General features: G+C 46.5%; 11 protein-coding genes. All 11 read left to right on the top strand.

Translation table 11 applies throughout. The features are described 5' to 3' along the window. Window positions 1–304: 304 nt before the first annotated feature. The 11 genes from GUA98_RS11205 to GUA98_RS11155 all read left to right on the top strand — a co-directional run bounded on the left by GUA98_RS11205 (window position 305) and on the right by GUA98_RS11155 (window position 13,477). Window positions 305–1,210: a DUF6597 domain-containing transcriptional factor gene (locus GUA98_RS11205; RefSeq protein ID WP_193723059.1), complete on the top strand. Its 906-nt coding sequence runs from the start codon at window positions 305–307 to the stop codon at window positions 1,208–1,210. A gap of 36 nt (window positions 1,211–1,246) precedes the next feature. Further along, window positions 1,247–1,735: a DinB family protein gene (locus GUA98_RS11200; RefSeq protein WP_193723058.1), complete on the top strand. Its 489-nt coding sequence runs from the start codon at window positions 1,247–1,249 to the stop codon at window positions 1,733–1,735. Window positions 1,736–1,913: 178 nt separating this feature from the next. Next, window positions 1,914–2,201 (top strand): hypothetical protein, encoded by a 288-nt coding sequence (locus GUA98_RS11195; protein ID WP_095360666.1) that lies wholly within the window; start codon window positions 1,914–1,916, stop codon window positions 2,199–2,201. A 211-nt stretch (window positions 2,202–2,412) separates the two neighbouring features. Continuing rightward, window positions 2,413–2,970 (top strand): GNAT family N-acetyltransferase, encoded by a 558-nt coding sequence (locus GUA98_RS11190; protein WP_193723057.1) that lies wholly within the window; start codon window positions 2,413–2,415, stop codon window positions 2,968–2,970. A 324-nt stretch (window positions 2,971–3,294) separates the two neighbouring features. Continuing rightward, complete coding sequence (gene rhaD, locus GUA98_RS11185) at window positions 3,295–4,155, top strand: rhamnulose-1-phosphate aldolase (protein WP_153977321.1); 861 nt, start codon at window positions 3,295–3,297, stop codon at window positions 4,153–4,155. A 299-nt stretch (window positions 4,156–4,454) separates the two neighbouring features. After that, on the top strand, window positions 4,455–5,894 hold the full coding sequence (locus tag GUA98_RS11180; RefSeq protein WP_193723056.1) for a 6-phospho-beta-glucosidase: 1,440 nt from the start codon (window positions 4,455–4,457) through the stop codon (window positions 5,892–5,894). Between the two features lie 366 nt (window positions 5,895–6,260). Next, window positions 6,261–7,091, top strand: coding sequence for a BglG family transcription antiterminator LicT (licT, locus tag GUA98_RS11175; protein ID WP_127538299.1), 831 nt, complete (start codon window positions 6,261–6,263; stop codon window positions 7,089–7,091). 207 nt (window positions 7,092–7,298) lie between these two features. After that, window positions 7,299–9,179 carry a beta-glucoside-specific PTS transporter subunit IIABC gene (locus GUA98_RS11170; protein ID WP_193723055.1) on the top strand — a complete coding sequence of 627 codons (1,881 nt, stop codon included), beginning with the start codon at window positions 7,299–7,301 and terminating at the stop codon, window positions 9,177–9,179. Between the two features lie 271 nt (window positions 9,180–9,450). Next, entirely contained in the window at window positions 9,451–11,268 is a 1,818-nt protein-coding gene (locus GUA98_RS11165) for an APC family permease (protein ID WP_095360663.1), read from the top strand. A 428-nt stretch (window positions 11,269–11,696) separates the two neighbouring features. Beyond that, complete coding sequence (locus GUA98_RS11160; protein ID WP_193723054.1) at window positions 11,697–12,659, top strand: carbohydrate ABC transporter permease; 963 nt, start codon at window positions 11,697–11,699, stop codon at window positions 12,657–12,659. Continuing rightward, window positions 12,656–13,477, top strand: coding sequence for a carbohydrate ABC transporter permease (locus GUA98_RS11155; RefSeq protein ID WP_193723053.1), 822 nt, complete (start codon window positions 12,656–12,658; stop codon window positions 13,475–13,477). Before GUA98_RS11160 ends, GUA98_RS11155 begins: the two co-directional genes overlap by 4 nt. The last annotated feature ends 200 nt before the right edge of the window (window positions 13,478–13,677 follow it).

Genomic DNA, 13,677 nt, shown 5'->3' with positions numbered 1-13,677 from the left:
TGAACAAGTGACTTCTTTTGGGGTCTTTTTGTTTCGTTCAATGACAGAAGGGGAGAGACTGCTTGCAGGTAATTTAAAATTTGAACTACCTTTCATCTCCATTTCAGATTCATTTAAGGTAGTGAAGGTAATATCGATCTTGTAAGCCCCTTCTCGTGTTAAATAGATGTGTGAATGGCCCTATCGGATTGTCCTCCGGTAGGGCACTTTTTTTTCCTGAGTTATCCCTGAGATGATATGATAGAGAAAATAGTAGAGTGATTGAAATAGTTAGTTATCCTTGGTTTTTGGAGGGGAGTTATCAGTGGACGCCAGGCTGCACCCGTTGTTCAGGCCAATCCAGATGAATGGGACCGATGTACACACCTATTACATAGAACAACCACCGTCTTACCCGATGACAGCCTATATTGCTTGCTTCTGGGAATCGGGGACTACTTCTTATGCTGGTTATAATCCTTTAGAGAGTTTGCCCGGCAGAGTATTACCTGATGGTTGTACGGATATCCTGATAACATATGATGCGGTTCTTCAGCAGCATTCTTTTGCCTACTGTGGCAATTATACAGAGCCGTTTGCCATTCCGGTGAGTGTAGAGATCAACCCGCCTGCAGACTATACCTTTGGTGTTCGATTTTTCCCCGGTGGGGCACGTCACTTTCACGGTTTGCCGCTAGAATCCTTCACGGACAGGCGCATCCCCTTGGAGGAATGCTGGCCAGCTAACATCGACGAGCTTCGCGAACGAATGGCTGGGACCAAGCATTTTGAAGAGAGAGTGCAGGTCATGGAGACGTACTTGTGCCTATTATCTGGGGATGGAAGTACATATGAGAAAGATTTGATGAAGAATGCCATGCACCGGATCTTTGTTCATGGTGGGCAGATGAGTGTGAAAGAGCTGGCCAGCTGTGAGGTTGTCAGTGAGCGGCAGCTGCACCGCAAGTTTGGTGAATGGGTGGGGATCAGCCCCAAACGATTTAGCGAGGTCGTTCGGTTTCACTGTGTTCTGAGAGATATTCATAAAGGTCACCAAATGGACTGGTCGGCACTGGCTCAGAATCATGGATTCTTCGATCAGGCCCATCTGATTCGGCAATTTCGCAAGTTCTATGGAGAAACTCCGCTGACCGCTGCGAGCGAGCATCGCCGCATGTTGTCCGAATTGTACAATAGATCAGACGAGCTAGAGTCTATACTGGACATGTGAGAATTTAAAATAAAGGGGATAAAGGGGATATAACCTATGAATGGAACAATGCAAATTCGGGATCATTTGTTGGATGAGTTGGAGACAGGTGTAAGGACCGGAGCTTCTCTGATTCGCCTGATTCGTCCGGAAGACTGGGCTTATCGCCCTCAGGAAAACATGCGTTCACTGGTGGAGCTGGTTCACCACTGGATTCAGATTACGGCATCTGACCTTGCGATCATGCAGGAGAAAAGTGAAGCGGAAGTTGGAGCAATAGAGAATAGTCTATCTGGTATCGAGGATATTGAACAGCTGGAAGCGGTCCTGTGGCGCAATTTTGAAACGTACAAAGAGTACATCGTAGCACTGAGTGAAGAGGACCTGTTGAATCGGTCTACCACTGCCTTTTATATGGAGCATGGACATGTACAGGTGAAATGGCAAATTGAGACGGTAACCCATGTGTTCCATCATCGTTCCCAGTTGTACAACTATCTTAAGCAGCAAGGACATGAGTTAAACTTTTTCATGTTATATGCATAATCATGAGGCCCTGAAGGCGGACACATCTTGTGTGGAGCCCTTTGGGGCTTTTTTTTGTTAGTAGCCTAGATAAACTATGAACTCTATCAAAATGGACGTAGTTCCACGGTCAATTTACCGTTACAATGCTAGATTTCAAACATAGAATACCGTATCAAAGCAAAAGGAGGTGATTTCAATGGCCATCCTTTTACCACAACAGTTTTACAACTTGGCTGCTGGCGTAGGGAAATCGTATTACGAAAATCTGTTTGGAGGCACCAATGCCAGCATCACAGTTAACAACTTTGGACCTGCTCCGGTAGATCTGGTTGTCACTCGTGTCAATGCACCCGTGATCACGTATACGATTCCTGCAGGTAACAGCCTCACGTTGTCGGTTCATTTGCTGCTCGTTGCTGCCTTGTTAACTACGGTTGCAGGTGCTTCGACCGGTACGATCCAAATCGCAACATCTGATTTCTAATGAACGCAGCATGCTTTGATAAGCCCTTGTCGGACAAGATGTCGACAGGGGCTTTTTTATTTATGATGAGATAATTTAGATAGACGGTATTAATAGATTCACAGCCTGTTATTTCTAATATTACATCGTTCTGTTTATGAGGGAAGCTATACGAGTAATTTATAGTATAGTCGTTCGTAGAACCATGCATAGAAGCAGGAGGGGTAGGAATATGGATCGAACCAATAAAACAGGCGTGAAAAGCAGAGAAACATTTCTGGAAACGGAACGTCTTCAATTCTCCACCTGGAGTGAGGAGGACCGACCTTTGGCTTCTGCACTCTGGGGAGACCCCGAGGTGACGAAGTGGGTTAGCAGCAAGGGGTTCATGAGCGAGGATGAGATCGAAGCCAGACTCGCGCAGGAAATGGAACGGCAGCGGGAGATGGAGGTGCAGTACTGGCCGCTTTTTGATAAGGAAACAGGTGTGTTCGTAGGGTGCTGCGGATTACGTCCTTCTGCACCAGAGGAGAAAATCTATGAATTTGGTGTGCATCTGACCAGAGATCACTGGGGGAAAGGGTATGCACTCGAAGCAGGGAAGGCCGTTATTCGCTATGCATTTGAGCAATTGGATGTTGATGCACTCTTCGCAGGACATCATCCAGAGAATGGCGTATCCAAACGGCTGTTGCAGAAGCTGGGGTTTACTTATAAAAAAGATGAATTCTACGAGCCGACAGGCAAGATGCATCCGTCTTACTTATTGTCGGAAAAAGACATGAAGTAGTTGTACCTAAATGGCGACGTTCCGTTTTTCATTGTTTTTTTATGCGATTTTCAGCTTCTATTAAGGTAGAGGGGGTAAGATATTTCTTGTAAACCCCTTCTCGTGTTAGATAGATGTGTGACTAGCCCTGCCGGAATCCGGCAGGGTATTTTTTTGTTATGGTTTTATAATCGGTTAAATCAAATATAAACAAAAATAAATAAAGATTATATGCGGTTTTTTTATTGACTAGTAAAGATAAACAAAGGTATAATGAATGTGAAAAAAGGAACTTACTTTGTACGTGATTGGTATCGACATTTTCCAAACAAGGAGAGAATGATCATGAACGTGACCCTTAGAAACGAAGCGACGCAAGCACCGGGATGGAATATTCCCTTTATCCGTGAGATGGCGGAGATTACGCAGCATATGTGGAAAAATGGTTGGGATGAGCGCAACGGAGGGAATGTCAGTTATCTGCTGGAAGAAGAAGAAGTGGCAAGATACATTGATGTTCATCAGGTTATAAGGCGGATTAAACCCGCGTTTTCGGTCCATGAACTGGCAGGCAAATATGTGATCGTAACCGCATCGGGCAAATATTTCAAAAATGTACTTGCGGATCCGGAGAGCAATCTGGGCTTGCTGCGTGTCTCGAATGATGGAGAAGAACTGGAAGTGCTCTGGGGATTGAAGAATGGGGCGAATCCAACGAGTGAGCTGCCAACGCATTTTATGAGCCATATTGAGCGTCTGAAAGTGGACCCGAACCACCGGGTGGTCATGCATAACCATGCGACTAACGTGCTGGCGATGACGTTTATCCACGAACTGGATGAAGTGAAATTCACGAAAACCCTATGGCAGATGTGTACAGAATGCGTGGTCGTTTTCCCGGACGGCGTTGGCATCATCCCGTGGATGATACCTGGATCGAATGAGATCGGCCGTGAGACGGCGGAGAAAATGAAGGAAGTTCAAGCGGTAATCTGGCCGCAGCACGGGATCTTCGGGACCGGAACAACCATCGATGAGGCCTTCGGTCTCATTGAGACGATTGAGAAAGCAGCTCAGGTTTACATGTTGGTTGCGGGCCATGAGATTCAGCAGCGAATTACGGATGAACAGCTGACCACGTTGGCCCAGGCCTTCGGGGTTACCCCGCGTGCAGGTATACTGAATTCAACAAAAATTAGCGGATAGACCAAAAGAGATTGCGATGCACATGGAAAGGACGGCTCTCAGGAAATACCTAAGAAGCTTCTAATTGAAGAGAAAAGCATTAGGAGAACATCTAAATTAATGCAATTGACAACCGTCCTAAATCTTGGTAAAGTTCTATAAAACCGCATAATGCATTCTGGGAATGTTACCGATATGGGCATAACCTGAGCTGGCTTGTTTACGCTACGTGTGTAGACAGGCTGGTTCGGGTTTTTTTGTTGCCCTGAATTAGAGAGGTGGTTGTACATTACTTAATGCAGCTGAAAGGAGAGTTCGTTATGAGCAATTTCAAATTTCCTGAAAACTTTTTGTGGGGTGGTGCCATTGCCGCCAATCAGGCCGAAGGGGCTTACCTGGAGGATGGCAAAGGACTAAGCATCGTGGACCTCCTGCCTTCCGGAGAGAATCGCAGAAGCATCATGAAGGGGAACGTACCGGGATTTAAGCCACAGGACGGAGAATTTTATCCTTCACATGAAGCAATTGATTTTTACCACCGTTATCCAGAGGATATCGCGCTATTTGCTGAAATGGGATTCAAGGCACTCCGGGTTTCCATTGCATGGGCACGTATTTTTCCGAGTGGGGAAGAGTCGGCGGCAAACGAAGCTGGGCTGAAGTTTTACGACAATCTTTTTGATGAAATGCTGAAGCACGGAATTGAACCGGTTGTAACACTTGCCCACTTCGATGTACCGGTCAACCTGATTGAGAAGTACGGGAGCTGGAGAAACCGCAAGCTGGTGAATTTGTTCGAAACCTATGCCAAAACCGTATTTACGCGTTACAAGGATAAGGTTAAATACTGGATGACTTTCAACGAAATCAACATGCTGTTGCATTTGCCGTTTCTGGGTGCCGGCTTGGCTTTCAAGGAAGGAGATAATATAAAAGAAATTCAGTATCAAGCAGCTCACCACCAGCTGGTCGCAAGCGCATTAGCCGTTAAGGCCTGCCATGAGATCATTCCTGGGGCCATGATTGGCTGTATGCTTGCAGCGGGCAGCTTCTATCCGTATACCTGCAATCCAGACGATGTGTTCCAGGGTATGGAGAAGGACCGGGAGTCTTACTTCTTCATCGACGTGCAGTCGCGGGGGGCATATCCCGGCTATGCGAAACGCTTCTTTACGGATCATGGTCTGAACATCGTGATGGAACCTGGGGATGCGGACATTCTGAGAGATCATACCGTAGATTATATCGGATTTAGCTATTATTCCAGCCGAACAACAAGTACTGATCCGGAAGTGGTCAAGAACATGACCAGCGGTAATGTATTCGGCTCAGTCGCCAATCCTTATTTGGAGAAATCCGATTGGGGATGGACGATCGATCCGAAGGGATTCCGCATAACGGCCAATCAACTGCATGATCGCTATCAAAAACCACTCTTCGTGGTCGAAAATGGTCTTGGGGCCAACGACGAAGTTGCGCCAAACGGAGAAATTCACGATGACTATCGCATTGATTACCTGAAGCGGCATGTTGCCGAGATGGGTGAAGCGCTGCAGGATGGCGTTGAAATTATCGGTTACACTAGCTGGGGGCCAATTGATATCGTGAGCGCATCGTCTGGCGAGATGAAAAAGCGCTACGGTTATATTTACGTAGATCGCGACAACACAGGACATGGTGATTTGAAGCGAATTAAGAAAAAAAGTTTTCATTGGTATAAGAAAGTCATTGCATCCGGAGGTACGGATTTGGAGGCGTAAGACAACAGCTTGTTCATTCGGAAGATTCACCTCGGCGGGTGGATCTTCTGAGTAACAGGGTTTCTGTGAAAGCGTTGACATATCTGTAAGTTCGCGATATACTTTACGCAATTATATCGTTTTGGGATTGTTACTACATATCATGTAGGCAAAACCTAAGCATGCAAAATTAGGCGTCGGTTTATTTGTCGTTCGTACCGGGTATTTACGCTCTAAAGGGCGTTAATTGCCTTAGGCAAAAAGCTGTCCGTCTTCCGAGAATAACGTTTCAGGACGTTTTTCCGTTTTGTACTGCTTCAGGTTTTTTTTGCATCTCCAAAATGCGATAGGTTGTAGTTACGAGTGGATCGTGAATGGGGGATGGAAGTGAAAATAGCCAAGGTCATTAACAACAATGTAATCAGCACATATCAGACAGACGGGGCTGAGCTTGTCGTGATGGGACGAGGAATTGCCTTCAAGAAGAAACCGGGAGATAAAGTAGACGAGACCCGCATCCAGAAGGTATTTGCCCTTAAGAATAAGCAGACTTCTGATAATTTCAAAATGCTGCTGCGTGAAGTTCCGATCGAACTGATCGAAATTGTCGAGGAGGTCATCACCCACGCTAAGGATAACATGGGGAGAAGCCTGAATGAAAATATTTACGTCTCCTTGACGGATCATATTCATTTTGCAATCGAACGCTATCGCGAGGGTGTCGATATTAAAAATGTGATGTTATGGGAGATCAAACAGCTCTATAAGTCTGAATTTATTCTAGGATTGAACACGCTGGAACAGATCAAATCCAGGCTTGGATACGAACTTCCCGAAGATGAGGCTGCCTTCATCGCGCTGCATATCGTGAATGCAGAAATGAATGAAGAAGTTGTGACCACGATGAACATGACCAAATTCATTCAGCAAATCATCAACATTGCGAAATATCATTTCAAGATGGAATTTGACGAGGAATCCCTTAGCTATTTTCGGTTCATCACCCATCTGAAGTTCTTCTCGCAGCGAGTATTAAATGGAACACATTATAACAACAACTATGACCATATCTACGACATGATTAAAGAGAAGCATCAAGAAGCAGCGGCCTGCACGGAAAAAATCCAAATGTTTGTCAAAAAGGAATACGATCACGACCTGACGAACGAAGAAAAACTGTATCTGACGGTGCATATTGAAAGAGTAGTTAATCGTTAATAAATAAATGTTGACAAAAATGGTTTTATAATTATATTATGTGATTAACAGGAAGAACATATGATTTAACTGGGATTGTTACTGGTTATGCAGGCAAAACCTAAGCCATGAAAAGGATGCATCGTTTGTGCACCTTTCTTCAAGGCTTAGGTTTTTTGCGTGCAAAAAATCAAAGACCTGTCGTCAATAAACATGGGGGTGCAGAATATGAGTCATGAAAAGCTGGCCAAAGATATCGTTCAGCTGGTCGGTGGGGAGAAAAATGTCGTTTCTCTGGTGCATTGCGCAACACGCTTGCGGTTTGTATTAAAAGACGACGCCAAAGCCGATAAGAGCAAGTTGGAAAAATTGGATGGTATCATTGCCGTAAAGGAGAACGGTGGACAGTTCCAGGTTGTCGTTGGCAATACGGTACCCGAGGTTTACAGTGCTATCGGAAAAGTGAGCAACATTTTGGATGATTCCTCACCCAAGGAAAAAACGGGGAAATCCGTCAAAGGTCTTGGCGGCATTATCGACGTGATTTCAAGCATCTTTGCTCCACTTTTGGGTGTCATGGCGGGAGCCGGGATTTTGAAGGGACTTCTGCTGATCGCCAGCAATGCAGGCTGGCTTGAAACAACGGACACAACCTATATTATCCTTTATGCTGCTGCAGATAGTCTGTTTTACTTCCTGCCGATGCTGTTAGCGGTTACAACTGCACGGAAATTTCAGGGGAATATTTTCGTTGCGCTGACCATTGCGGGCGCATTAATATATCCGACCATTATTACGTTGAAAAATGAAGGTACACAAACTGATTTCTTTGGCATTCCGGTAATTATGATGAGTTATTCATCAACTGTTATTCCCATCATCATATCGGTTATCGTGATGAGTTTGTTGGAGAAATGGTTCAGTGAAGTGATCCATCAGAGTGTCAAAAACTTCATTACGCCGCTGCTGCTCTTAGTCATCATGGTTCCACTAACGTTAATAGCATTTGGACCATTCGGTGTATATGTAGGTAACGCCATCGCATCAGCTCTGGTTGCCGCATTTGGCTTCAGTCCTTTGCTTGCGGGAGCCGTTATGGGTGCGGGCTGGCAATTGTTCGTCATTTTCGGGGTGCACTGGGGCCTGGTGCCAATCTTCATCAACAATGTCGCGGTTCACGGCCGTGATGGCATTAAGCCTGCTGCAACAGCTTCAGTATTCGCTCAGACGGGAGCTGCATTTGGGGTCATGCTTAAAACGAAGAACAAAAAGCTGAGAACCCTTGCAGGGTCCTCCACGCTGACGGCTTTATTCGGGATCACTGAACCGGCGATCTATGGGGTTACACTTCCGCTGAAACGCCCATTTATTGCAGGTCTTATCGGAGGTGCGATCGGAGGCGCGATTATCGGCCAAGCGGGGACCCAGGCTTTCGCATCTGGTGCTCCGGGGTTGCTGACCCTGCCGATCTTCTACGGCCCAGGCGGTCAAGGTTTCCCGGGATTAATTATTGGAATTGTCGTTTCCTTTATCGTGTCGGCCGTATTAACGTATATTATGGGCTTCGAAGATCCGGTGAGTGAAGAAGAGAACAAAGGCGATACAGCCGAGAAAGCCGCTCAATTGGAACCTTCGACGCAGGCAGCAGACCAACTGGTGCTCAGCCCGATCCAGGGCAAAATCGTTAATCTGACGGAAGTTCCGGACCCGGCTTTTTCGTCCGGTGCTATGGGGCAGGGGATTGCCATTGAGCCAAGTGTAGGAAGAGTGGTAGCTCCGTTTGATGGTACGGTTACGGTGGCCTTCAAGAAAAAACACGCACTGGCTGTCGTATCCGACAGTGGTGCGGAAATATTAGTTCATGTTGGTGTGGACACCGTCAAATTGGATGGGCAGCATTTTGTCTCGCATATCAAGGAAGGCGATCGGGTGAATGCTGGAGATCTGCTGCTAGAGTTCGATATTGCCCAGATCAAGGCTGCCGGATATGCTACGGTAACGCCGATTATTGTGACGAACTCTGCTAATTACCAGCAAGTGCAGCCGCTTAAAACAGAGGGAGAGGTTAATGCCAAAGATTCGCTGCTGAGCCTTTACGGTACAAAGTAACTTCATAAATACATGCATTTACCTTCTAAAAATGAATGGCCTTTGGTTCAATAAACCGAGGGCCATTTCTTATTTTTCGGCTAACAAACGTCATTTTGGTTCAAAAAAGTTCAAAACGCTGATAAAGAACCGCTTTGTTATCCATTATTGAATCGTAGGATGCATTATCACACGCTGGCGATTTTCGGGTGAAATGACGTATTGTCAGGGAGCTTCGGATTTTGCATAATAACAATGCTTCACAGATGAGAGATGGAAGGAAGTAATGATCATGCTTGGCAAAATGAAGAGAATCTTAATCGGCAGACCGATGAAATCGGCTGAACTGGATGCAGAAAAGTTGGGGAAATGGAAGGCACTCGCCATCCTGTCCTCCGATGCGCTATCCTCTGTAGCCTATGGAACGGAACAGATTTTGCTGGTGCTCGTAGCGGCCGGATTTGCCGCCTTGTGGTATTCTGTGCCCATTTCCATCGCCGTACTCGGATTACTCGTCATTTTAATTTTTTCCTACCGTCAGACGATATTTGCTTATCCTACAGGTGGCGGTGCGTATATCGTAGCCAAGGATAATCTGGGGACAACATCCAGCCTAATTGCTGGAGGATCTCTGCTGGTCGATTATATTCTAACGGTTGCTGTAAGTTCATCTGCAGGGACGGATGCCATTACATCGGCTTTTCCGGTGCTTCATGATTACAGCGTAGTGATTGCACTAATAATGATTGTTTTTCTGACGATTATGAATTTGCGGGGGGTTACGGAATCGGCTTCCGTACTGGCCATTCCGATCTACCTGTTTATCTTTTCAATTGCGGTTTTGATTATATCGGGCGGCATTAAGTTTCTGACAGGCGGCATGGAAGCAGCCGCGCCTGAATTCGGAACAAGTCTGTCGCATGTGAGTATATTTCTGCTGCTGAAGGCATTCAGCTCCGGCTGCTCAGCTCTAACCGGTGTGGAGGCCGTTAGTAATGCCATCCCGAACTTCAAGCAGCCTGCCGAGAAAAATGCAGCTGGCACGCTGATGCTCATGGGATGTATTCTCGGGGTTATGTTTATCGGGATCACGTTGCTCGCCTTCGGTTATGGAGTAAAACCGGATCCCCATGCTACGGTCATTTCACAGATTGCCGAAGCAACCTTCGGCAGAGGGTGGATGTATTTTATCATTCAAGGTGTAACGGCACTGATCTTATTTCTGGCAGCGAATACAGCGTATTCCGCATTCCCGCTGCTGTCCTTCATGATGGCCAAGGACAAATATATGCCTCATATGTTTATGGTTAGGGGAGATCGGCTGGGCTTCTCGAACGGCATTATTTTTCTGAGTGTCATGTCTGCCTTGCTTGTTGTTGGATTCAAAGGAAATACGGAAAGCCTGATCCCACTCTACGCGGTGGGCGTGTTTATCCCATTCACCCTGTCGCAGCTCGGCATGATGATTCGCTGGATCAAAGTGAAGCCGTCAGGCTGGCAGATGAAGCTGCTGGTGAATACGATTGGTATGCTGACCACACTGTCGATCACTTTGATCTTCATTTTCACCAAGTTCACGCAAACGTGGGTCATCTTTATCTTTTTGCCGCTTGTTGTATATGTCTTCATGCGTATTCACCGCCATTACTGCAATATCGCAGATGAGCTGCGCATTGATATTAAGATCGATAAGCCAGCGCAAAAAGGCAATACAATTGTCATTCCGGTAGCTGGGATTACGCGGGTGGTCATGAACACGATCAGTTATGCACAGACGATGTCGGATCATGTGGTGGCCTTGTATATCGGATTCGATGATGAGTCCATCCGCAAGATGGAGCAGAAGTGGGAGGAATGGAACCCGGGTGTGCGACTGGTTGTTATCAAATCGAGATACCGCAGCATTATGGGCCCGCTGAAGAAATTCATCGATACTGTGGAGTGGAAAACGGCCGAGACCGACCATATCACCATTTTGATTCCGCAGTTCATCACCAAGCACTGGTGGCAAAATGTACTGCATAACCAGACCAGCTTCATGATCCGGGCTTATCTGATTAATTATAAAGACGTGATCGTGACGACGGTACCTTATCATCTTAATCGATAGAGCTGTGTCACTGCCTTTTGGGCAGTCGCGCCTTATCTGAATTCCATCGATTACTTTGCCTTTTTCGTGCTGACGCTATTATGAAATTATCTTAAATGAATCGACAAGTTCATGTGGACGTATTGTAGATTATTGTAAAAAAAGGATGAGGGTATCACGGCATCCCCGTTTATATTTCGTTTACACAATGAACCGCAGGAATATCCCGGAATGGGGATTGCTGCGGTTTTTTCGTTCGTTTATAAGCCTCCAACCTGTCGATCTGAATTTTCATTCATATGTAAAGTCCCTTGTCCACGATTAACGTGAAGTTGATTCTGAGTGAATCCTGCTGTGACATTCGACTTTTACACTAGATGATGTGGTGTTGATGAAGCTTAAGTTACATTCACACACCGAATGCATAGACCAAGGGGGAAGAAAATCCGATGAGTGAGCTTGACAACCGGATCAGCTTGCCCGCCGCCAGACGGCGCGTATCCGATACCAAAGAGCGCCGGACAGCTTCGCTGCGAGTACAGCGGATGCGGGAGAATCTGCTGGCCTATGGTTTCCTGGCACCATCGCTGCTTTTGTTTGCAGTGTTTCTGTTTTACCCGATGTTCAAGTCTGTTTATCTGAGCTTGCACTCCACCGATCCAACCGGCCAAATCGCGGCTTATGTGGGACTGGACAACTTCAAGGCTGTGTTTCAGTCAGGACTGTTCTTACAGGGCATGAAAGTAACGCTGCTGTTTGTCCTGTTTACGGTGCCAACCGGCATATTGGCTGCCCTGATTCTGGCCGCGCTGACTCACAATCGTTTCAAGGGCATGCGCTTGTTCCAGTTTGTGTTCTCTCTGCCTGTTGTATTATCGGTTGGTTCATCGGCTGTCATCTGGAAGTTCCTGTTCCACCCGACTCTGGGCATGTTGAATTATCTGCTTAGCAAGGTGGGCGTCGATCCAATCCCCTGGCTGACCAGTCCGGATTGGGCGCTAGTCTCCATTTCCATCATGACAATCTGGATGAATCTTGGATTCAATTACATTATCTTGTCCAGCGGATTGCAGGGCATCCCGGATGAGATCTATGAAAGTGCGAAGATTGATGGTGCAGGACCTCTGGTTACGTTTCGTAAAATCTCCATGCCACTGCTTTCACCAACGCTGTTTTTTGTTACAGTCGTTTCGATCATCGGAGCCTTCCAATCGTTTGGACAGATTAACATATTAACCCGTGGGGGCCCAATGGACAGTACCAATGTATTCGTCTATTCCATCTATCAGGAAGCCTTCGTGAATTTCCGCTTCGGAACGGGAAGTGCACAGGCACTCATTCTCTTCGCGGTCATTATGCTGCTGACCCTGATTCAGTTCAAGTGGGTGGAAAGGAAAGTGCATTATCAATGAAGACACCGTGGACGAAATCGCTATTGTATATATTGCTTACCATCTGTGCGGCGCTAGTGCTGTATCCGGTGCTGTATACCTTTTTCATGGCCGTCATGACGCCTGAGGATGCCAGTGCCTATCCGCCGCATATCATTCCGCAGTCGATCGATTTATCCAACTTTACCGAAGTGTTTGATATTGTTCCCATCGGTTCCTTCATCGGAAATACATTCCTGGTTGCAGGTCTGACGATGCTTGGACAGCTGATAACAGCGAGTATGGCTGCGTATGCTTTTGCCAAAATGCAGTTTAAAGGGAAGAATATCATTTTCAGCATGTTCGTCGCAACGATGATGATCCCGTGGGAAGTCACCATGATTCCCAATTATCTGACGATCCGCAGCTGGGGGTGGCTGGATAGCTATCAAGGGCTTACCGTACCATTTCTGGCCACGGCATTCGGCACATTCCTGTTAAGACAGTTTTTCATGCAGCTGCCGAAGGAGCTGTTTGAGGCGGCAAAGATCGATGGGTGCGGACATATCCGCTATTTTGTATCCCATGTTCTGCCGCTATCCCGTCCTGCATTAGGAACGCTGGCGATCTATTCATTCCTGAATATGTACAACTCGTATCTCTGGCCATTGCTTGTAACCAACACCCCAGAGATGAGAACGGTGCAGATCGGAATTTCGATGCTGGAGTTCCAGGAATCCACGGCGTGGAACCTGGTATTTGCCGGAACGGCACTAGTTATCCTGCCGTCGCTGCTGCTGCTTGTTTTTGGGTTGAAACAGCTTGTCCGGGGTATGGCTGCAGGCGCGCTGAAGGGTTAGTTAAGTAAATATGTTGTGCATTCAGGATGGCAGGTTTTGTTACCCAAGAGCGAATAAATAAGGCGCACTCTTAAAATCATTTTTGGAGAAACTGCGAAAGTAGTGGAGGGGACGAAGTCGATTCAGAAGAAGCGAAGCGTTTGCGTTTAGCACCGGATGATCCCTCTAAAGAGTGGATAAAAGAATCCGGGGATAACAGC

It is taken from the genome of Paenibacillus sp. P13VS (assembly GCF_015143645.1).
Taxonomy (GTDB): Bacteria; Bacillota; Bacilli; order Paenibacillales; family Paenibacillaceae; genus Paenibacillus; species Paenibacillus xylanilyticus_A.
This window is presented reverse-complemented; position numbering and strand designations above follow the sequence as displayed.

Bases quoted from the DNA above. Each gene is read 5' to 3' on its own strand.
- GUA98_RS11200 (WP_193723058.1), top strand. From the start codon at position 1,247: ATGAATGGAACAATGCAAATTCGGGATCATTTGTTGGATGAGTTGGAG.
- GUA98_RS11180 (WP_193723056.1), top strand. From the start codon at position 4,455: ATGAGCAATTTCAAATTTCCTGAAAACTTTTTGTGGGGTGGTGCCATT.
- GUA98_RS11160 (WP_193723054.1), top strand. From the start codon at position 11,697: ATGAGTGAGCTTGACAACCGGATCAGCTTGCCCGCCGCCAGACGGCGC.
- GUA98_RS11195 (WP_095360666.1), top strand. From the start codon at position 1,914: ATGGCCATCCTTTTACCACAACAGTTTTACAACTTGGCTGCTGGCGTA.
- GUA98_RS11190 (WP_193723057.1), top strand. From the start codon at position 2,413: ATGGATCGAACCAATAAAACAGGCGTGAAAAGCAGAGAAACATTTCTG.
- GUA98_RS11170 (WP_193723055.1), top strand. From the start codon at position 7,299: ATGAGTCATGAAAAGCTGGCCAAAGATATCGTTCAGCTGGTCGGTGGG.
- rhaD (WP_153977321.1), top strand. From the start codon at position 3,295: ATGAACGTGACCCTTAGAAACGAAGCGACGCAAGCACCGGGATGGAAT.
- GUA98_RS11165 (WP_095360663.1), top strand. From the start codon at position 9,451: ATGCTTGGCAAAATGAAGAGAATCTTAATCGGCAGACCGATGAAATCG.
- GUA98_RS11155 (WP_193723053.1), top strand. From the start codon at position 12,656: ATGAAGACACCGTGGACGAAATCGCTATTGTATATATTGCTTACCATC.